This window comes from Halomonas sp. DP8Y7-1, from assembly GCF_019801685.1.
Taxonomy (GTDB): Bacteria; Pseudomonadota; Gammaproteobacteria; order Pseudomonadales; family Halomonadaceae; genus Halomonas; species Halomonas litopenaei_A.
On record NZ_JAHVIN010000010.1, the window covers coordinates 144,803 to 164,812 of the forward strand.

Annotated in this window: 15 protein-coding genes; 8 read left to right on the forward strand and 7 right to left on the reverse strand. The window is 63.5% G+C overall.

Annotated features, from left to right (window positions below):
• Positions 1-116: 116 nt before the first annotated feature.
• The 7 genes from KUV41_RS13610 (at position 117) to KUV41_RS13640 (ending at position 7,787) form a co-directional block, all read left to right on the forward strand.
• Positions 117-1,526 (forward strand): cytochrome ubiquinol oxidase subunit I, encoded by a 1,410-nt coding sequence (locus KUV41_RS13610; RefSeq protein WP_222163185.1) that lies wholly within the window; start codon positions 117-119, stop codon positions 1,524-1,526.
• A gap of 4 nt (positions 1,527-1,530) precedes the next feature.
• The gene (gene cydB / locus KUV41_RS13615) at positions 1,531-2,529 is read left to right on the forward strand and encodes a cytochrome d ubiquinol oxidase subunit II (protein WP_222239376.1); all 999 of its coding nucleotides are present in this window, start codon (positions 1,531-1,533) and stop codon (positions 2,527-2,529) included.
• A gap of 37 nt (positions 2,530-2,566) precedes the next feature.
• Positions 2,567-4,273, forward strand: a complete 1,707-nt coding sequence (cydD, locus tag KUV41_RS13620) for a thiol reductant ABC exporter subunit CydD (protein ID WP_261396058.1) — start codon at positions 2,567-2,569, stop codon at positions 4,271-4,273.
• Between the two features lie 89 nt (positions 4,274-4,362).
• Positions 4,363-4,641, forward strand: a complete 279-nt coding sequence (locus KUV41_RS13625; protein ID WP_206938291.1) for a CopG family ribbon-helix-helix protein — start codon at positions 4,363-4,365, stop codon at positions 4,639-4,641.
• Positions 4,629-4,922, forward strand: a complete 294-nt coding sequence (locus KUV41_RS13630) for a type II toxin-antitoxin system RelE/ParE family toxin (protein ID WP_222486522.1) — start codon at positions 4,629-4,631, stop codon at positions 4,920-4,922. Before KUV41_RS13625 ends, KUV41_RS13630 begins: the two co-directional genes overlap by 13 nt.
• Positions 4,923-4,945: 23 nt before the next feature.
• Entirely contained in the window at positions 4,946-6,736 is a 1,791-nt protein-coding gene (cydC, locus tag KUV41_RS13635) for a thiol reductant ABC exporter subunit CydC (RefSeq protein ID WP_222486523.1), read from the forward strand.
• 55 nt (positions 6,737-6,791) lie between these two features.
• Positions 6,792-7,787, forward strand: coding sequence for an adenosine deaminase (locus tag KUV41_RS13640; RefSeq protein ID WP_206938317.1), 996 nt, complete (start codon positions 6,792-6,794; stop codon positions 7,785-7,787).
• A gap of 59 nt (positions 7,788-7,846) precedes the next feature.
• Here the strand turns inward: KUV41_RS13640 and KUV41_RS13645 are convergent, their stop codons facing one another.
• The 6 genes from KUV41_RS13645 to xdhA form a co-directional block, all read right to left on the reverse strand.
• Positions 7,847-8,884 carry a cytochrome-c peroxidase gene (locus KUV41_RS13645; RefSeq protein WP_222486524.1) on the reverse strand — a complete coding sequence of 346 codons (1,038 nt, stop codon included), beginning with the start codon at positions 8,882-8,884 and terminating at the stop codon, positions 7,847-7,849.
• Positions 8,885-9,413: 529 nt separating this feature from the next.
• Positions 9,414-10,493, reverse strand: a complete 1,080-nt coding sequence (locus KUV41_RS13650; RefSeq protein ID WP_222484608.1) for a rhodanese-related sulfurtransferase — start codon at positions 10,491-10,493, stop codon at positions 9,414-9,416.
• Between the two features lie 237 nt (positions 10,494-10,730).
• Complete coding sequence (guaD, locus tag KUV41_RS13655; RefSeq protein ID WP_222484607.1) at positions 10,731-12,122, reverse strand: guanine deaminase; 1,392 nt, start codon at positions 12,120-12,122, stop codon at positions 10,731-10,733.
• A 101-nt stretch (positions 12,123-12,223) separates the two neighbouring features.
• On the reverse strand, positions 12,224-13,084 hold the full coding sequence (gene xdhC / locus KUV41_RS13660) for a xanthine dehydrogenase accessory protein XdhC (RefSeq protein WP_222484606.1): 861 nt from the start codon (positions 13,082-13,084) through the stop codon (positions 12,224-12,226).
• Positions 13,081-15,522, reverse strand: coding sequence for a xanthine dehydrogenase molybdopterin binding subunit (gene xdhB / locus KUV41_RS13665; protein WP_222486525.1), 2,442 nt, complete (start codon positions 15,520-15,522; stop codon positions 13,081-13,083). Before xdhB ends, xdhC begins: the two co-directional genes overlap by 4 nt.
• A complete protein-coding gene (gene xdhA, locus KUV41_RS13670; protein ID WP_222486526.1) occupies positions 15,506-17,083 on the reverse strand; it encodes a xanthine dehydrogenase small subunit in 1,578 nt (525 codons plus the stop codon). Before xdhA ends, xdhB begins: the two co-directional genes overlap by 17 nt.
• Positions 17,084-17,672: 589 nt before the next feature.
• Here xdhA and KUV41_RS13675 point away from each other — a divergent pair.
• Positions 17,673-18,347 (forward strand): TetR/AcrR family transcriptional regulator, encoded by a 675-nt coding sequence (locus tag KUV41_RS13675; protein WP_222486527.1) that lies wholly within the window; start codon positions 17,673-17,675, stop codon positions 18,345-18,347.
• Positions 18,348-18,390: 43 nt separating this feature from the next.
• Here the strand turns inward: KUV41_RS13675 and KUV41_RS13680 are convergent, their stop codons facing one another.
• A complete protein-coding gene (locus tag KUV41_RS13680; protein WP_222486528.1) occupies positions 18,391-19,827 on the reverse strand; it encodes an NCS2 family permease in 1,437 nt (478 codons plus the stop codon).
• Positions 19,828-20,010 lie beyond the last annotated feature (183 nt).

Genomic DNA, 20,010 nt, shown 5'->3' on the forward strand with positions numbered 1-20,010 from the left:
GATGTGGTGAGCCCCTCGGCGTCTGATCCAGCTCGGTTCAGCTGGGGTCCGGTCCGCAGTGGTTGGGTGGATGGCGGGACACCAACGCCGATCATCTCTGCCTCGAGGAGTCGCTCATGGAACTGGATCCCGTGCTTCTGTCACGCATACAGTTCGCTTTCGTTGTTTCCTTCCACGCCATCTTCCCCGTGTTCACCATTGGCCTTGCCTCTTATGTCGCGGTGTTGCACGGGCTGTTCTACAAGACAGGCAACCCTGCCTGGGATCGGCTCGCCGCCTTCTGGGTGAAGGTCTTTGCCGTGGTATTCGGCATGGGGGTGGTGTCCGGTATCGTCATGGCATTCCAGTTCGGCACCAACTGGAGCAATTTCAGCCAGGCCACCTCCAACTTCCTGGGCCCCATGCTGAGCTATGAGGTGGTCACGGCGTTCTTCCTCGAGGCAGGCTTCCTAGGCGTGCTGCTGTTCGGCCGAGGCAAGGTGCCTGAAGGCGTTCACTTGTTTGCCGCCATCATGGTCGCGGTAGGCACCTTCATCTCAGCGTTCTGGATTCTCTCGACCAACAGTTGGATGCAGACCCCCGCCGGGGTGGAACTGGTGGATGGCCGCTTTCATGTGACCAGTTGGGCCGAGGCGATGTTCACCGCTTCCTTCCCATATCGCTTTACCCATATGGCCCTGGCCTCCTTCCTCACGGGCGGCTTCGTGGTGGCTGGTGTCAGCGCCTGGTATCTGCTGATTGGCCGCGATGTAGAGGCCAATCGCAAGGCACTGTCCATGTGCATGTGGTTGCTGCTGGTACTGGCGCCGGTGCAAGCCGTCGTCGGCGATGCCCATGGCCTCAATACCCTGGAACATCAGCCCACCAAGGTGGCGGCCATGGAGGCCAACTGGGAGACCCAGTCCGGCGTGCCTCTGCTGCTGTTCGCCTGGCCGGACAAGGAGGCTCAGGAAAACCACTTCGAGATCGGTATTCCACGGCTGGCCAGCCTCATCCTGACCCACGATCTCGACGGCGAGGTGCCGGGGCTCAAGGCGGTACCCAAGGAAGAACAGCCGCCGGTGTGGTTCGTGTTCTGGTCTTTCCGCGCCATGGTAGCGATGGGCATGCTGATGATTGCGGTCGCTTTCGTCGGGCTGTGGCTGCGTCGTGGTGGCCGGCTTTACCGCAGCCGTCCGTTCCTGCAGACGCTGCGCCTGATGAGCGTGGCTCCCTTTATCGCGGTGCTTGGCGGCTGGTTTGTGACAGAGGCCGGGCGCGCGCCATGGTTGGTCTACGGCATGATGACCCAGGCCGAAGCGGTGACGCCATCGCTTAGCGGCTGGATGGTGCTCGCGACCCTGATTGGCTATGTGCTGGTGTATGCGGTGGTGTTCTTGACCGGCGGCTACTACCTGACCCGAGTGGTGCGTCAGGGAATGCTGGCGGAAGAGCCCCATGATGACGAGGTCGAGACGGCCAAGCGCCCGCTGTCCGCCGCCCACGCCACCCTTGAGGCCGATGCCGGCCGCCAGTTCGGGAGCTGATGACATGGAATTGATCAACCTCTCTGCCATCTGGGCCCTGATTATCGGGTTCGGTGTGATGATGTACATCCTGATGGACGGCTTCGATCTGGGGGTGGGCATTCTGTATCCGTTTGCCCCGGACGAACACGCTCGCGATGTGATGATGAACTCGGTGGCGCCCATCTGGGACGGCAACGAGACCTGGCTGGTGCTGGGTGGGGCCGGGCTGCTGGCAGCCTTTCCGCTGGTCTATACCATTCTGCTGCCGGCCCTGTACCTGGGGGTGTTCCTGATGCTCGCCGGCTTGATCTTCCGGGGAATTGCCTTCGAGTTTCGCTTCAAGTCGCGGCGCAACCGTCATTGGTGGAATCGGGCGTTCTGCTGGGGATCGATGGTGGCCACGTTCTGCCAGGGCGTCGTGGTAGGGGCCTATATCGAGGGTTTCGAAGTGGCCAATAACGTCTACGTGGGAGGTCCCTTCGACTGGCTGACGCCGTTCACCGTGATCACTGGTTTGGCGCTGATGGCAGGGTACGCCTTGCTGGGCGCAACCTGGACGATTCTCAAGTCCGAGGGTCACGTCCAAGAATGGGCCTATCGGATTACCCCCAAGCTGCTGCTGCTGGTGCTCGTCGGTTTCGCCATCATCAGCATCTGGACGCCCTTCGTCGATGACTTTGTGCGCGAGCGCTGGTTCGATCATCTGACCCTGTTCTGGATCTTCCCCTTCCTCGCCCTAGTGTGTGCCGGCCTGATCTGGCGCTCCGTGGCCAAGCGCCGTGAGGGGCAGCCGTTCGTGGCGACCATGGGACTGTTCCTGTTTACCTACCTCGGTCTGGTCGCCAGCAAGTGGCCGTATCTGATTCCCCCCGACATCACCCTGTGGGAGGCAGCGTCAGCCCCCGAAAGCCAGCTGTTCTTGCTGCTTGGGGTGCTGTTCGTCATTCCTGTGGTGCTGGGCTACACCGCCTGGTCCTACTGGGTCTTCCGCGGCAAGGTGCGGGGGGCGGGCTATCACTGAGTCCACACACCGCCCTGGCACGCGGGCGCGGCGCTGGCTGGCAGCTCATGTCGGCCAGCACCGGGCCTGGCTTGGAGGAGCGGCGGCCTGTGGCATCCTGTCAGGGTTGATCGGTATCGCGCAGTGGCTGGTGCTGGCGCAGGTGTTGGCCATGGCCATTCAGGGTAACGCCTCCATGGACAGACTGTGGCCATGGCTATTGGGGTTGCCCGTGTTGGTGCTGTTGCGAGCGCTCAGCGGTATCGCCCAAGACCTGCTGGCCCAAGCCGCAAGCCAACGCCTGCGTCGCGCAGTGCGCCGCGAGTTGTTGGATCATCTGGCCGCGCTTGGCCCCCTGCGGGTGGCCAACCACCATAGTGCAGGACTGGCCCATCAATGGGTCGAACAGGTCGATGCGCTGGACGGCTACGTGGAGCGCTTCTGGGTTCAGAGCCGCGTGGTGCTGGTAGTGCCGCTGGTGATCCTGGTGGTCGTGGCCTGGACCAACTGGCTGGCCGCGGTGCTGCTGGCGGTGACAGCGCCGCTGATCCCGCTGTTCATGGCGTTGGTGGGCATGGGCGCAGAGGCGCTCAACCGTGATCAGTTCGAGGCGGTCAGTCGACTCTCGGGGCATTTCATCGATCGCGTGCGCGGCATTCAGACGTTGCGTCTGTTCGGGGCTGGTCAGCGTGCCACGGACGACGTTGCCCAGGTGGCTGACGACTATCGTCGGCGGAGCCTGCGCCCGCTGCGCCTGGCGTTTCTGTCATCCGCCGTGCTCGAGTTCTTTTCCTCCGTGGCCATCGCGGCCTTGGCGATCTACATCGGCTTCGGTCTGCTGGGTGATCTGCCGTTGTCGATTGCCGACCAGCTGACCTTGGCCAGTGGCTTGACCATCCTGCTGCTCGCGCCGGACTTCTTTCAGCCGCTGCGTACGCTGTCCCAGTTCTATCATGATCGAGCCTCAGCCTTGGCCGCAGCCCAGGGCCTGACCGCCTTGCTTGATGAGCCTGCGCCGCCGGGCCGCCGCCGCTCCCAGCTAGCGTCGGGCAGGGATGCCATGGAGTCGTCGGGGCAAGTCACCGAGCCGGGTGTCCTGGTGAGCCTGCGCGGCGCCTGTCTTGACCATCCGGGACGCGGCCGCGCGGTAGGGCCCCTCGACCTGGACCTGCATGAGGGTGAGACGGTGGTGGTCAGTGGTCCTTCTGGTTCCGGCAAGTCGAGCTTGCTGGCGCTGGTGGCCGGCTTTGCCGGGCCTGGTGACGGGACTCGCCATGTGCGCAGCGACTTGTCCCTTGCCTGGATGGACCAGCGTCCTTGGCTATTGCATGGCAGTATCGCCGACAACCTGCGGGTGACCGCTCCCGAAGCGGATGACGAGGCGTTGTGGTCAGCCCTGGGCGATGCCGGTCTGGCCACCTTGATGAACACCCTGGAGCAGGGACTCGCCACGCCCATCGGCGAGCATGGAGTCGGTTTGTCGGGCGGTCAGGCCCAGCGTCTGGCCCTGGCACGGGTATTTTTGAGCGATGCTCGCCTGGTGTTGCTGGATGAGCCCACGGCAAGTCTCGACAGGGATACCGAGGCCATCTTGATCCAGGGCTTCCGGCGCCTGGCAGCAGAAGGCCGTACCTTGCTGGTGGCGACCCATCATCCGCAGCTGCTAGCCCTGGGAGGGCGTCATGTGCAGCTGGCAGCGTACTCGCCAAGCGCCAACACAGAGAGCGTTCTGGAGGAAAGTGCAGAGATAGAGAGTAGACCCTGATAGGGGCATAGAGGGGATTGCCCCGGGGCAGGGTCGCGATGGGTACTCTATAGTAGTCAAAGGTATTACCTGTTGGTTGGGAGGTTTATATGGCATCTGCAACGTCCATCAAGCTGGATGAGGATATGAAGGGGCGCGTTCGCAAGCTTGCCGAAGTCCGGCAACGGTCGCCGCACTGGATCATGCGGGAAGCCATTGCCCAGTATGTTGAGCGCGAAGAGCAGCGTGAGGCCTTGCGGCGCGACACCCTGCAGGCCTGGGCGGAATTTCAGGAGACTGGCGTACACGCGACTGCCGAAGAGGTTGAGCGGTGGCTGCAGAGCTGGGGAGGGAATGACGAACTTCCCGCTCCTGAATGTCACAAGTGAAGTTTGCCCCGGCAGCGATCCGGGATTTACAGCGTCTTCGTGAGTTTTTGCGCGCAAGGAACCCGGATGCCGCACGTCGCGCTGGTGAAGCCATCCGACAGGGCGTGCAGGTGCTGGGTGCTCACGCCCGACTCGGTCGACTTGTGGATGACCTTCCCGAAGTGTTCCGCGAGTGGCCGATCGACTTTGGTGACAGTGGGTATGTCGTGCGATATCGAATAGATGAAGATGCCGTGACCATTCTGGCGGACCGACATCAACGTGAGGCGGGGTGTTTGTGAAAGACTGCTGCAGGCAGAGAACCATGAGCTCGCAACAGCCGTCTATGCTGGCCCATTGGCATACGCTGAAGGGCTGGCTGGCCTTGCACGACGAACTACGCGGTCGGCTGCTGGTCGGCCTGCTGTTGATGGTGCTGACCGCGCTGTCGGCGTTGGGTCTGCTGGCGGTGTCGGGCTGGTTCATCACCGCCAGTGCCCTTACCGGAGTCGCCCTCGCCGCGGGTGTCGCGGCCGCGCTGGATGTGTACACCCCGGGAGCAGGGATTCGCCTGTTCGCGGTCAGCCGCACGGTGTCGCGCTACGTCGAGCGACTTTATAACCATGACACTATTTTGCGCCTGCTGGCCAAGCTGCGCGCGCGCTGCTTTGCTGGCCTGGTGGCCATGGATGGCAGGCGTCTCGCCACGGCGCGGGCGAGTGACTGGCTGAACCGTCTGACCGCCGATATCGATACCCTGGACGCCTTGTATCTGCGTCTTTTCGCACCAGCGGGGATGGCGCTGATGCTGTGCTTGGCGGTGGTCGGTCTGGTGGCCATATGGCTGCCTGAGGCAGCGCTGGCGCTATCGGCGCTGCTGCTGCTGGGATGGGGCTGGCTGACGCTGGGGCAAGCGCGTGCCGGTATGCAGGCCTGTCGCCAGCGTATGGTGGCGCTGGAGCGTCTGCGCGGGGCCATGATGGAGAGCGTGACGGGAATGTGCGAACTTGAAGCCTATCGGGCGCTGGATCGTCGCCGTCAGCAGTTGGAAGCCCTGGAAGACGACGTGTTGAAGGCACAGTGGCGGCTGAGTGTGGTCACCGCCTGGGGCAATGCCGTATCCGTCATGGTGATGGGAGCGGCCTGGTGGTGGCTGCTCGTCTGTGGCTTGCTGGCGTTTCAGGGCGGGCAGTTGTCAGCGCCGGTACTGGTCATGTTGCCGTTGGCAGCGCTGGCCTTGGCAGAAGGGCTGGCAAGCCTGCCGGCGGCATTCAGCCACGCCGGGGCGAGTCTGGTGGCGGCTGAGCGCCTGAACCAGATCGAGTCGACCGCGACACCCCCGGCGGAGGCAGGCACCGATGCCCGTCAGACGGCGGCAGATCATGCCACGTCGGGGAGTGGTGGGCCCGCTGGCGTGGCCTTCGACGCCTTGGCGTTTCGTTATCCCGCCGCACTGGATGATGCGCTGGCACCTGTCAGCGGCTATGTCGACCGTGGCGAGCGGGTGGCGCTGTGCGGTGCCTCCGGGGCAGGCAAGTCGACGCTGCTGGCGCTGCTGGCGGGTGAGCTGACGGGGTATCGTGGCCGGCTGACCCTGGACGGCACCGACCTCGTCCAGTGGCCACGCAAGGCGCTGGCCCAGCGTGTCGGCTGCTTGACGCAGCGGGTCGAGCTGTTCGATACCAGCCTTGCGGAAAACCTGCGCATCGGTCGGCCTGATGCCTCCGATGAGGCACTATGGCAGGCGCTGGAGGCGGTCGATCTTGCCGATTGGGCGGAAACCTTGCCGCGCCAACTGGACACTCGGGTGGGTGAGGGCGGGCGCCAGGTGTCTGGGGGACAGGCTCGGCGACTGGGCCTGGCCCGGCTGTGGTTGACCGACCCAGGACTGGTGATCCTGGACGAACCCTTCGCGGCGCTGGATGCTGCCACCGCCTCGAGGGTGGCGCGCGGAATCGAGCCCTGGCTTAGCCAGCGCACCGTACTGATGCTGGTGCACCACCACGACCCTCGCGACCCTGCTCCGGGCATGCAGGCTGTCGGCCGGGTGATCCCCCTGGAGGCAGCATCAGCATGGCGCAAGGCTCGCCAATCCGGCACCATGGACCTCATGTGACCGGCATCACTCCGTGTCCGCGCCACACCGTGCTATAGAACAGGGCCACGACCTCATGAACGACGACTTTCTCACCCGCCTGCCCAAGGCGGAGCTGCATTTACATATCGAAGGCACCCTCGAGCCCGAGCTGATGTTTGCGCTGGCCGAGCGCAATGGCGTGACGCTGCCTTATGCGTCGATCGAGGCCGCCCGCAAGGCCTACGACTTCAGCGATTTGCAGTCCTTTCTCGACCTCTACTATCAGGGCATGAGCGTACTGGTCAGCGCTCAGGACTTCGAAGACCTGGCGATGGACTACTTTCGTCGCGCTGCCGCCGAGGGAGTCGTGCATGTGGAACTGCACGTGGATCCCCAGGCACACCGCGCCCGTGGTGTCACCCTTGACCAGGTGATGACGGGGCTGACGGCAGCCTGCGCCAGGGCCCGCACCGAGCTGGACCTGTCCAGCGCCATGATCCTGGCCTTCCTGAGGGATCAGCCCGCAGAAGATGCGATGCAGCTGCTGGAGGACGCTCAGCCATATCTTCAACACTTCAGTGCCGTCGGCCTGGATAGCGCCGAGCAGGGCAATCCGCCGAGCAAGTTCCGTGAAGTGTTCGCCAGGGCAAGGGAGCTGGGCCTCGAGCGCGTGGCGCATGCCGGTGAGGAAGGCCCGCCCAGCTATATTCGCGAAGCCCTGGACGAGTTGCAGGTGTGTCGTATCGATCACGGCGTTCGCGCCATCGAGGACATCGAGCTGGTGGAGCGGCTGGCAGATGAAGGGACAGTGTTGACCGTGTGCCCGCTGTCCAACGTTCGCCTGAAGGTGGTGGAGCAGCTTGAGCACCACAGTCTACCGGCGCTGATCGACGCTGGCCTGGTGGTGACGATCAACTCTGATGATCCCGCCTATTTTGGCGGCGGCATGCGCGAGAACTTCGCCGCTTGCCAAAAGGCCTTCGCCTGGTCCGACGAGACACTGACCTGGTTGGCCAGCAACGCCATCGAGGCAGCCTTTATGGACGATGCTCGCCGGGAAGAACTGCGCCAGCGACTGCTGAACCTGTAGTACGACACCACACTCCCGCCAATCCGGCGGGGGTGTGGGCTGACGGTGGCTGACGATCCTCAGGGCAGCGCCGGTACTGTGACCGTTGGCTGATCGCCGGTCAGCGACCCAAGGAAGGCCACCAATTGGGTGATGGTGGCATCGTCGAGTTCCTTACCCAACATCTCGCGCCCCATGACCGAGACGGCCTCCTCAAGGGTGGCAGCGGAGCCGTCGTGGAAGTAGGGGTAGGTCAAGGCCACGTTACGTAGTGACGCCGTTCGGAAGGCCTGGCGGTCCGCCTGATCCGAGGTGACGGCAAAGCGCCCTGGGTCATCGGAGCCAGGCACCTGAATCGGATGAAATCCGCTGTCGCTGAAATTGGGTCCTCGGTGGCAGGCGATGCAGCCTTGGTCCACAAAGGCCATCATGCCTGCCTGTTGCTCGTCCGTCAGTGCCTCATCATCCCCCATTAGATAGCGGTCGAGCGGTGCGTTGGGAGTGTTCAGGGTACGTTCGAAGCTGGCGATGGCCGCAGCGAGATGATCGGCCGAAAGCGGCTCGTCGCTGTCAGGGAAAGCGTTGCGGAATGGTGCCATGTATCCCGGCAGGGATGACAGTCGCGCCAGTGCGCCATCCAGGTCATGGGCCATCTCGACGCTGTTCTGGATGGGACCCAGGGCCTGGCTCTCCAGGTCGGGTTCGCGGCCATCCCAGAACTGCGCGGTCAGGAAACCGGTATTGAGCACCGTCGGGGAGTTTCGGTTGCCGACCTGTCCATCATGGCCCACCGCCGTGGGCAAACGGTCGGTCCAGGCCAGCGCCGGATTGTGGCAGGAGGCGCAGCTGATGTTGCTGCTCTGTGACAGCCTGGGTTCGAAGAACAGCATCTTGCCCAGCGCAATCTTCTCCGCGGTGAGGCTATTGTTCGAAGGGATCGGCGGAAGGGCGGATAGCGGACTGAAGTACTTGCGGTAGTCGTCTGCGGTGGTGCCAGCGCTGGATGACTCGGTGGCGGCCTGGGCGTCGGCGGATGAAGCGGCATTGGCCCAGGTCGTCAGCGTCAGCACAAGGGCGCCAACCAGCAGCGACGGGGAGGCGTATCGGGTTGTTGGCATGTTCTCGTCTCGTTACTGCGTCACGGGTAACCGTCGTTGTGTCCCGCAGTGCAGCCGCTGGTCCGGCGGTCACGCTGCGAAAGAACATGGGCGCGAACCGACGGCGGCGCACGAGCCCAACGGGGCGAGCAGAGTGTCGAGTCGAACGCGCCCGCCCACGCCTGTTATTTCTAACGTGAAGACCACCGCCACTGGGGCAACGATCGTCCCGAATGGCTGCTAGGGCACGCATCTGTCGAGATTGACTGGCTGTTTGTCGGTAGTGTGAAGAGAGTTGCGACGTTGCGGACCAGCGTCGCTGGCGATAAGCCACGCGATTGAAATGACGCAGGCTTGGGGAGCAAGCGATACGGAAAGGGCTGCAGACGGTGCTGTCGAGCGCTCATGAAAAAGGCGCCCGGTAGACCGGACGCCTAGCTGATCACGTCGTGATATGGCCGACGTGCCGAGGCGTGGTGGGGAAATGAAAGAAAAGGAAAGGCGAGGAAAGGACTGGGTCGCTTGCCGACCCAGCCCCAGTCCCAGCGGCTTAGCCCTGTTCGCTGTTGGCCTGTCGGGCCGCTTCGCGGGCACGCTGCTTGGCCTCACGACGCTCCGCCATTCGGGCGACGGCGTCGGCCCCTAGGTGCGACTCACCGCGCTCCCGCGCCAGCTGCATCTGGCGTTCCCGCTCAGCAAAGCGCGCCTTTTGCTCGTCACTGAGCTTGTCATAGCAGCGCGGGCAACAGACCCCCTGCTGGTAGTGTCCACTCTGCTTGTCATCTTCAGTGATCGGCATGCGGCAGGCGTGGCACTGATCGTAGCGCCCTGGCTTGAGGTCATGGTCGACGGTGACGCGGTCATCGAACACGAAACACTCACCCTGCCACAGGGTCTGCTCCTTGGGCACGTCTTCCAGGTACTTCAGAATGCCGCCTTTGAGGTGGTAGACGTCTTCGAAGCCCTGTTCCTTGAGATAGGCGGTGGACTTTTCACAGCGGATGCCGCCGGTGCAGAACATGGCGACCTTCTTGTGGCGTGAAGGGTCCAGCGTATTTCTGACATAGTCCGGAAAGTCCCGGAAGGCCTCGGTGGAAGGGTTGATGGCGCCCTTGAAGGTGCCTACCTCAATCTCGTAATCATTGCGGGTGTCGATGACCAGCACGTCCGGGTCTTCGATCAGCGCGTTCCAATCCTTCGGTTCGACGTAGGTGCCGACGGTGTGTCGTGGGTCGATACCCTCGACCCCCATGGTGACGATTTCGCGCTTGAGCTTGACCTTGGTGCGCATGAACGGAGCTCGCTCGGTCAGTGACTCCTTGACGTCGAGCTGCGCCAGCCGCGCATCGCTGCGCAACCACGTCAGCAGGGCATCAATACTCTGACGCGGGCCAGCCACGGTGCCATTGATACCTTCGCGGGCCAGCAGCAAGGTGCCGCGGACCTGGTGATCGAGCATGACCTGAAGAAGCGGCTCGCGCAGCGCTTCGAAGTCTTCCAGAGTGACAAACTTGTACAGGGCACACACCACCAGTTTGCCGCTGTCGGCCTGGTAATCCGAAGCGCCAGTGGTGGTAGCGGTGGTAGAAGTGGTGATCCTGGTGGTCGAAGTCGTGCTATCGGTCGTCATAGGGGCCTCGTGCGAACCGGAGCGTAAATCCGGAGCAGGATGGGGGAAAATCGGAGGGGCGGGATTTTACCTCACTTGCCAACGATTTTCTAAGCCATGCCCGGTGGCCGACAGCGGGCTGCCTCGGCCAGGAGCGAAAGTTGATCCTTTTGCATCACCCTCGAGGTCACCCCTGACGTCCGCCTTGATGTCATCCTTGACGCCACTCCTGGCGGCCCCCTGTGGTGGCTGCTGGTGTCACCCCTGGCGGCGATGCTGCAGGCGTCCTCCCGCCCAGGTCTCATAGATGGCGCGATCGTCACCCATCATCATCAGCGTGAACAGCTCTTCGGAAAGGCTTCGCGTGCGGCCCATGCGCCTCGCCATCAGCGGTGAGGCCATCGGGTCGATGACCACGAAGTCCGCGTCCTTGCCTGCCGTCAGGCTGCCGATGCGGTCATCCAGCGACAGCGACACCGCATTGCCCAGCGTCAGGTCGTGGAAGCCAGCCCAGGCGGTCAGTGGCGTGCCACGCAGCTGGCCTACCTGATAGGCCGCCTTGAGGGTGGCCAGGCCCGACAGGTCGGTGCCGGCGCCGATATCGCTGGCCAGGGTCAGCTTGAGGCGCTGTTGCCTGGCGCCGGCACGGTCGAACAGGCCGCTGCCAAGAAACAGATTCGAACTGGGGCAGAAGGCGATATTGGCACCACGGTCAGCCAGCCGCTGGCGCATGCCATCGTCCAGGTGAATACCGTGGGCAAAGGTGCTGCGAGGGCCAACCAGGTCAGAAGCTTCGTAGACATGTAGATAGTCTCTGCTTCCGGGGAACAGCTCGGCGACCCAGTCCAGCTCGCCGAGATTCTCGGCCAGATGGGTCTGCAGCCATAGGCTCGGGTCGTTGCGCAGCAGGCCGCCGGCGGCATCCAGTTGGGCCCGCGTGGAGGTTGGCGCAAAACGCGGAGTGACGCTGTAGCCAAGTCGTGCTGTGCCGTGCCAGTCGCTGATCAGCCGTTCGCTGTCGCGGATGCCGCCCAGGGTGTCATCGGTCAGCGCGTCCGGAGCGTGGCGGTCCATCAGCACCTTGCCAGCCAGCATGCAGAGATCCCGGCGCCTGGCGGCGCTGAAGAAGGCGTCCACAGAGCCTGGGTGACTCGAACAGAACACCTGGGCGGTGGTGGTGCCGACCCGCATCAGCTCATCCAGAAAGACGTCGGCAATATGTTCGGCATGCTCGCGCTTGGCGAAGCGACACTCTTCGGGAAAGGTGTACTCATTGAGCCAGTCCAGCAGCTGTCGCCCGTAGGAGGCCATGATCTCGAGCTGGACATAGTGCACGTGGCTATCGATGAAGCCAGGCATCACCAGCTTGTCGCGATGATCAATGAGGGTGGTGTCGGCCGGCAGACGCGGGGCGATATGGGCGTACTCTCCGACGGCTTGGATGACGCCGCCGGACCACCATAGTGCGCCATCTTCGATGTAGCTGACGCTGCCTTCGGCGGGTGTGTCGTCATCGCCTGGGTCGGCATTGAAGCTCAGCAGCCGCGCGCGAATGACGTGATGGGCAGATGGCTGTGCCGCAACGTCTGGCTGCCGGGCAGGGCGGATGGACTCGGCGGCATGGCCGAGTGAGGAGTCAGGGGCATCCATCGGAAAACTCTCTTGTCAGTGTCGTCGCCGGCGCGGCCGGAAGGATCAGCGGTGGGCCCCATCCCTGGGGACGTTGCACGCCCGAAAGGGCGTTGGTGGCATCAGGGCATCAGGCGTTTCAGCGTCGCGCTATCGACACCTCTTGAGGTGTCGTCACGTTTCGTTGTGTCACGTCGTGGGTGGGCCAACGGTAGCAGTTCTGCCAAGGCGGCCAGCGCCACGGCGTGAGGCGTCTTGTTGCCGCCGGAGTCACCGATGGGGCAGCGCACGCGGTCGATGCGTGACGCCGCCACGCCGGCACGCTCGAGTCGACCGCGAAAACTGGCCCACTTGCTGCGTGAACCGATCAGCCCAATTGACGCAAGGTCGTCTCTTTCCAACAGTGCCGCGATCAGGGCGTAGTCCTCGCCGTGGTCGTGGGTCAGCACCAGGGCATGGCTGTGTGGCGCCAGGCCCGTGACAGCCTCGCCAGGGTCGTTCAAGCGGTGTTGATGAACGCAAGCATGGGCACCGGTACCTTCGAAGGCCGCGTCGCGACTGTCGAACCAGTCGATGCGCCATTCAAGCGGCGCCGCCAGTTCGGCGATGGCACGGCCCACGTGTCCCGCGCCAAACAGCGCTAGACGGGTCATGCTGCCAAGGTCGGTCTCCAGCAGCACATTGACGAAACCGCCGCAGCACTGGCCGCTGCGTCCGCCCAGGGGAAAGGCTTCCAGGCTCATGCCTGCCTGACCTTGAGCCAGCCGCTCGCGGGCGCTGGCGATCAGTTGCCACTCGAAGGTGCCGCCGCCCAGGGTGTCATGCAGGCTGTCCGGGGTGATCACCATCTTGGCGCCCGGCTCCCGCGGTGTGGAGCCAAGGCTGGTGACCTGGGTGGCCAGAACGAAGGGCTGGCCAGCCGCCTTGAGCCTTGCCAGGGCGTGGTACCAGGGCTCCTTGTCCGGTCCGGCGTGGGCGGTCATGGTGATGTGTCTCCTGACGGGGCGCCTGGACTTGCCTGGGCTGTTCGCAGGGCTGTGCTAGCGGCGATGTGACGTGCCTTGCGCGCGGCCTGCATGACCCGCTCCGGTGTGGCCGGGGTGTCCAGGCGCACCGCATGGCGGTAGTCGGTCAGGCTCGCCAGGGCGTCGCGCAGGGCACACCACACCGACATGCCAAGCATGAAGGGAGGTTCACCCACCGCCTTGGAGCGGTAGATACTGGCCATGGAATTGGGATGTCCCTCCATCAGCTGTACCTTGAAGGTGGCGGGCAGGTCTCCATAGGCGGGAATCTTGTAGGTAGCAGGGCCGAATGAGGTCAGCTGACCACTGTCATTCCACTTGAGCTCTTCGCTGGTCAGCCAGCCCATGCCCTGGATGAAACCACCTTCCACCTGGCCGACATCGATGGCCGGGTTCAAGGAGTCGCCTACGTCATGCAGTATGTCGACCCGGTCGACCTGGTATTCCCCGCTCAAGGTGTCGACCGATACCTCGGCCACGGCGGCACCAAAGGCAAAGTAGTAGAAGGGCCGACCCTGCCCACTGTGGCGATCGTAGTGGATCAGCGGCGTCGCGTAGAAGCCTTTCTCTGACAGCGAGACGCGTCCGAGATAGGCGTCCTGAATCAGCGTGCCCCAGGCGATTCGCTGCTCGCTGCCGGCAATGCCCGCGATAAGTTCACCCCGCTCCAGGCGCATTTCCTGGCGGTCGAGCTGGTAGTGCTCGGCGGCGAAGTCGAACAGGCGCTGCTTGAGCTTGTTGGCTGCGTCCCTCGCCGCCTGACCATTGAGGTCGGCACCGCTGGACGCTGCCGTGGGCGAGGTATTGGGGACCTTGTCGGTGCGGCTGGCACTGATACGTACGCTGGACAACTCGAGACCCAGCTCGCGGGCGACCACCTGACAGATCTTGGTGTGCAGGCCCTGGCCCATCTCGATGCCACCGTGATTGATCAGCACACTGCCATCGGTATACACGTGCAGCAGGGCACCCGCCTGATTGAGGTGCTGGGCGGTGAACGAGATGCCGAACTTGACCGGCGTCAGTGCCAGTCCTTTGCGGATCACCGGGCTTCGCGCATTGAAGTCGGCAATGGCGCGGCGCCTGGCCCAGTAGTCGCTGTCCGCCTCCAACCGTTCGACCAGTGTATGCAGCAGCGCGATCTGGTCTACCGTCTGGCCATAGTGGGTGGTGTCGCGGCCCTGGCGATAGAAGTTGCGCTTGCGCACGGTCAGCGGGTCTTCCCCGACCTGCCGGGCGATGTCTTCCATGGCGGCCTCGATGACCATCATGCCCTGGGGGCCGCCAAAGCCGCGAAACGCGGTGTTGGACGCAGTATGGGTGCGGGCTCGATGCCCTGTGACTCTGGCCTGTCCCAGTGAGTAGGCATTGTCGGCGTGGAACATCGCACGGTCGACGATGGCGTCTGACAGATCCGGGGAGTAGCCGCAATCGCCGGTAACGCTGATGTCCCCCCCGCTGATCACTCCCGCGGCGTCGATGCCCAGGCGATAGCGGTTATGGAAGGGGTGGCGCTTGCCGGTGACCTTCATGTCATCGCCACGGGGCAGGCGAATACGGCAGCTCTTGCCGGTTCTTCGCGCTACCAGGGCCGCCAGGCATGCCCAGGGAGACGCCTGCGTCTCCTTGCCGCCAAAGCCGCCGCCCATGCGCCGCACCTCGACGGTGACCGCATGGAACGGAATATTCAGCACTTCCGCGATCAGCTTCTGTGTTTCGCTGGGATGCTGGTTGGAGGTGTGGACCATCACCCCTTCGTCTTCGGTGGGGTGTGCGACGCAGGCCTGTCCCTCAAGATAGAAGTGCTCCTGACCGCCGATAAATTGCTCGCCCTCGACCACATGGTGGGCGTCGGCCAGCGCCGCTTCCCAGTCACCGCTTTGCTGACGATGGGTGGGGCGCACCAGATCGCCTGCGTCGACCGCAGCCACCGGATCGAGAGACACTGGCAGCTCATCGATCTCGATGCGGGCCTTGGTAACGGCCTGTCGGGCAGCGCGATGGCTGGTGGCAGCCACGCAGAACATGACCTGGCCGGCGTAGAGCACTTCCTGGTCTGCCATGATCGGGTCGCCAGGGAAGACCGGACCAATATCGGTGTGACCCGGCACGTCGGCAACGCTGATGACATCGACCACCCCAGGCGCCCGCCGCACCTCGTCAAGGTGCATGGCGGTGATGCGCCCGTGAGCCTTGGGCGAGAGGCCCACGGCCAGGTGCAGGGCGTCGGAAGGCAACGCCAGATCATCGATATAAGCGGCTCGTCCAGTGACATGTTTCACGGCACTCTCGTGACGGGCGGACGAGCCAGAAAAACCGTGGGCAGCGGTGGCATCGGCGTTGTGGCGCTCCGTCGTATCGGATGGAGGTGTCGGCAGATCAGTGAGCGTACGCATGAAGCATCACCTCCGTGGCGAGGGTGTCGGAATGGTCACGAGCATCAGTGGATGACGGATCCGGGGACGTCGCGTCCTGGGCTGCCCCCTGGGCAGAGGATGCGATCACCAGCAGCAGTCGCTCGAGCAGGGCGGCGGCGGCATCTTGACGGTATTCGCTGCTTCCGCGCACGTCGCTCATGGGCGTAAAGTCCTGGGCCAGGGCCTCGCTGACTGCGCCAAGGCTGGCGCTGTCCGCAGGCTTACCCTCAAGGGCGGCTTCGGCGCCCGTGGCCCTGGCGGGGATGGCGGCCATGCCACCGAAGGCCAGGCGAACATCGGCCAGGCGCCCGCCGACCAGGCGCCAGGAAAAGGCGCCCAGCACTGCCGAGATGTCATCTTCCCGACGCTTGGACAGCTTCCACACCTTCAATTGCTGATCGCCAGCCAGATGGGGCAGGAAAATGGCTTCCAGCACCTCATCGTCACCCAGGGCGGTATCCCGGTAGCCCAGGAAGAACTCGCTGGCGGCCAGGGTCCGGCTGCCGCCGGGCCCGGTCAGCCGCAGTCGTGCATCCAGCGCCAGCAGTACCGGCGGGGTATCGCCGATGGGCGAGGCGTTGGCGACGTTGCCACCGAGGGTGCCGCGGTTGCGCACCTGGCCAGAACCCAGGCGATGCAGCAGATGGGCAAAGGCGGGGTAGTGCTCGGCAAAGAGTGGCTCCAGGCGTGAGTAGGTCACCGCAGCGCCAATCCACACGCCGCTGCGACCCAGGTCGTCGGCCGCAGATTCGACGGTCAGAAGCTCTGCAACGCGAGTCACATCAATGACCTGTGGAAGATCCTTGAGCTGTTGCGTCACCTCGAGCCATAGATCGGTACCGCCCGCGACCAGCCGTGCCTCGGGGAAGCGCTGACGCAGAGCCACCAGGTCAGCCAGGCTGCGGGGCTGGTAGAAGCCGGAGGCGTTCGCTGTCTCAGCACCGCGTGAAGCAACGTTGCGCTGGTCGGGAGTCGCGCCAGGGCCACCCACGTCGGTGGCAAGGGCGTCGGCCAGGGACAGGTCGTCGAGCCAGGCAGGACGGAAGCCCGGAGTGTCGTGCATGGCCAGGGCTGCATCTCGAATCGGCCGGTATCCGGTGCAGCGACACAGGTTGCCGCCCAGCGCGGCTTCCAGCCGCTGTGGGGTCAGCGGGGCGGGCTGCTGGCGTTGATGCTCGTGCAGGGTGAACAACGACATGACGATGCCCGGCGTGCAAAAGCCGCACTGACTGCCGTGGTGCTCGACCATGGCCGCCTGGCAGGGATGGAGCTCGTCGCCATGGGAGATTCCTTCGACGGTCACCAGGTGACGACCGGACAGCTGATGGGCCGGCATGATGCAGGCGTTGGCACTGTGATAGTGCAGGCGGCCGTCGGCATCCACTTCACCGATGGCGACGGTACAGGCACCGCAGTCTCCGGAGGCACAGCCTTCCTTGGTGCCCGTCTGGTTCAGCCGTTCGCGCAGCAGATCAAGGACGCTGAGATGGGGCTCGGCATCCACGTGCTGCATCCGGCCATTGAGGTAGAAACTGATCATGGCTAGAGGTCCCGCTTTGGCGTTGTCATTATCGTTGGACAGTAGGGCGCACGAGGCGTCCTGTCGTGGGGCTTGCGATCTTCGGTCGATGTCGCCTTGGTATTAGCGTCGGTCTGTTTAGCTCAGGTCTGTTTAGCGCGGGCCTGTCTGGCGTTTGCCCATCTGGCTTCGGGCCATCACTTCTTGATGTATCACTCTTCGATGCATCACATTTTGGTGTATCAAGCTTTGACTCTGCTTTCCTAGACCCTGCTTTCGTGGATCGGGGTCCCTTGCGCCCCTATGTAAAGAAAATCGTGTATAGGGGAATGGTGCAAAGGAGATGGCTGAGCCGGGTCTTGTGAGCCGCGATAGTGTTATTCTTGACCAATCGGTCAGCTTCTTCAAGGTGAAGGAGTGAAATTTGCTTAGGACTGCCGTTTGGCGTTAGTTCGACAACGACATGACAGGGCAGCCATGCCTCACCCACAGACCTGTGTCGAATTGCCAGTCCCTGACCCTTCAGGCACTCTTTTACGGCGCGTTGTCCTGATCAGGCGTGACGTGGGTTCACGCCAAGGGCGGCGGTTTGTCAACGACCGGGATGAGCATGGGATCACAGCTGGATGATGCAGCGCTCGACAGGGCGCTCGACACCGAAGGCGGCGCCATACGCCAGCGCAACGAGCGCGAGATACTCGACGCAGCCGAGCGGGTGTTTTCTCGCCACGGCTATCGGGGTGCCAGTCTCAAGCTGATCGCGGAAGAGGCGGGCCTGCCAAAGTCCAATATCCTCTATTACATGGGCAGCAAGAAGGCACTCTACGTGCGTCTGCTGGAAGGCGTGATGGAGCGCTGGAACACCATGCTCGACGATATTTCTGTCGAGGACGATCCCGCCGAGGTACTCAGCGCCTTTATTCGCTCCAAGATGGAGATGTCTCGCCGTTATCCCGAGGCCTCGCGGCTGTTTGCCGGTGAGATCCTGCAAGGGGCTCCCTTTCTGCAGGACTTCCTGCGTGGCGAGCTGCGTGACTGGGTCGAGGGCCGGGCCGAAGTGTTCCGTCAGTGGGCCGAGCGCGGCCTGATGGACCCCGTGGACCCGGTGTCGCTGATCTTCCTGATCTGGTCGGCGACGCAGCACTACGCGGACTTCGAAGCTCAGGTGGCCGGTATCACCGGCCATGAGCACTTCACCGACGACGACATGCAGCGCGTTACCGACTTTCTCGTCCAGGTCGTTCTGAAAGGATGTGGAGTGGTGTCGGCATCCACAGGGCACTGAATGGCTGCGTGCCCTGGGAGGCCGGCATGGTGACTCGCGATGGTTACTGCGCGGTGGCCAGCATGATCGCCGACAGCACTGCAGATACCCACATCGCGGGCTTGATCTGAGCGGTCTTGCCGGTGGCCAGCTTGATCAGAACGAAGCTCATGAAGCCGAACGCAATCCCGAGCGTGATGGAGTAGGTCAGCGGCATCAGAATGATGGCCAGAAAGGCAGGAAAAGCGTCCTCGAAGCGACTCCAGTCGATCTTGCCGATGGGGGCCATCATGAACAGGCCGACCAGGACCAGAGCTGGCGACGTGGCGATGCCCGGTACCAGAGAGAGCAGTGGCGACAGGAACAGGAAGGGCAGAAACAGCGCCGCAATGACCAGCGCCACTAGCCCGGTACGTCCTCCCTGGGCGACGCCAGCGCCTGACTCGATAAAGGTCTGGGCTGCGCTGGTGCCCAATGGCGCCGCGATCATCGAGGCAAACGCATCGACGGTCATCGAACGTTTGAGGTTACGAGGATTGCCGTTGGCATCCTTGAGGCCCGCCGATTCCGACAGCGCCATGAAGCAGGACAGGGCGTCGAAGAAGTTGGTGAACAGCATTACGAAGATAAACGGCAGATAGGCGACCTTGAGAGCGCCGAGCACATCGACCTTGCCCAGGGCAGAGAAGTCCGGCCACGCCGCCAGTCCTTGCCACACCACCACGACCTCGTCTCCCCACAGGCGGCCCAGGGGCAGCGCCAGCAACGTGGTGGCCGCGATGCCAAGAATCAAGGCGCCGTTGAAGCCCCGGATGACCAGCACCGCAGTGATGATCAGGCCCGCGAGGAAGGTGACCAGCGGCGCATCCAGGTGTCCCAGGCTCACGAGTGTGGCCGGACTGGCCACGATGAAGCCGGCATTCTTGAAACCAATGAAGGTAATGAACAGGCCGATGCCACAGGTGATGGCGTAGCGCAGTGACGCCGGAATGGCGTCGATGATGGCCTCGCGGACGTTGAACATGGCCAGGACCGCGAACATGACGCCGGACCAAAAGACGCAGCCAAGTGCCACCTCCCAGGACAAGCCGGCTCCCAGTACCAGGGTGTAGGTGAACAGCGCATTCATGCCCATACCCGGTGCGACCAGAATCGGGTTACGGGCGTACAGTGCCATCGCCAGGCTGCTGAGACTGCTGATGACCACGGTGGCTGACAGTGCAGCGGAAAAGGGGATGCCCGCGTCTGACAGAACCGCCGGGTTGACCACGATGATGTACATCCCGGCCAGGAAGGTAGCGATACCGGCCAGAATCTCGGTTTTAACCGAACTACCGCGTCGGGTCACGTTGAAGAATCGGTCGAGCAACGCCCCCAGACCGCTGGAGTCGGAAGGGCAGGATCTTTCGCGGTCTGTCGTCTGGGGGTCTGCGGTTGATGGTTCTGCGGTTGATGGTTCTGCGGTTGATAGTGCCGCGGGCGATGAACCGGGATCACTCATGGCGGGGTCCTCTTGTCGTTGTCATGGCCATGGGGTGCAAATCTGACCGTTCGGTCAGGCGCTAAGCGTAGACAAAGATGCGCCGTCATGGCAACAAACGCTGGGCGTAAATGTATACAAAACCCTTGCCGAAGAGAGCTGCAAGGCTGTCGTGCTATGATCCGCGTCCGCGCGGCGCCATGC

Excerpts from the sequence above, each read along its gene's own strand:
- KUV41_RS13610 (WP_222163185.1), top strand. The coding sequence starts at position 117 with ATGGAACTGGATCCCGTGCTTCTGTCACGCATACAGTTCGCTTTCGTT.
- cydB (WP_222239376.1), top strand. The coding sequence starts at position 1,531 with ATGGAATTGATCAACCTCTCTGCCATCTGGGCCCTGATTATCGGGTTC.
- KUV41_RS13675 (WP_222486527.1), top strand. The coding sequence starts at position 17,673 with ATGGGATCACAGCTGGATGATGCAGCGCTCGACAGGGCGCTCGACACC.
- KUV41_RS13640 (WP_206938317.1), top strand. The coding sequence starts at position 6,792 with ATGAACGACGACTTTCTCACCCGCCTGCCCAAGGCGGAGCTGCATTTA.
- xdhC (WP_222484606.1), bottom strand. The coding sequence starts at position 13,084 with ATGACCGCCCACGCCGGACCGGACAAGGAGCCCTGGTACCACGCCCTG.
- guaD (WP_222484607.1), bottom strand. The coding sequence starts at position 12,122 with ATGGATGCCCCTGACTCCTCACTCGGCCATGCCGCCGAGTCCATCCGC.
- KUV41_RS13645 (WP_222486524.1), bottom strand. The coding sequence starts at position 8,884 with ATGCCAACAACCCGATACGCCTCCCCGTCGCTGCTGGTTGGCGCCCTT.
- KUV41_RS13630 (WP_222486522.1), top strand. The coding sequence starts at position 4,629 with ATGTCACAAGTGAAGTTTGCCCCGGCAGCGATCCGGGATTTACAGCGT.
- cydC (WP_222486523.1), top strand. The coding sequence starts at position 4,946 with ATGAGCTCGCAACAGCCGTCTATGCTGGCCCATTGGCATACGCTGAAG.
- xdhB (WP_222486525.1), bottom strand. The coding sequence starts at position 15,522 with ATGCGTACGCTCACTGATCTGCCGACACCTCCATCCGATACGACGGAG.
- xdhA (WP_222486526.1), bottom strand. The coding sequence starts at position 17,083 with ATGATCAGTTTCTACCTCAATGGCCGGATGCAGCACGTGGATGCCGAG.
- KUV41_RS13680 (WP_222486528.1), bottom strand. The coding sequence starts at position 19,827 with ATGAGTGATCCCGGTTCATCGCCCGCGGCACTATCAACCGCAGAACCA.
- KUV41_RS13650 (WP_222484608.1), bottom strand. The coding sequence starts at position 10,493 with ATGACGACCGATAGCACGACTTCGACCACCAGGATCACCACTTCTACC.
- KUV41_RS13625 (WP_206938291.1), top strand. The coding sequence starts at position 4,363 with ATGGCATCTGCAACGTCCATCAAGCTGGATGAGGATATGAAGGGGCGC.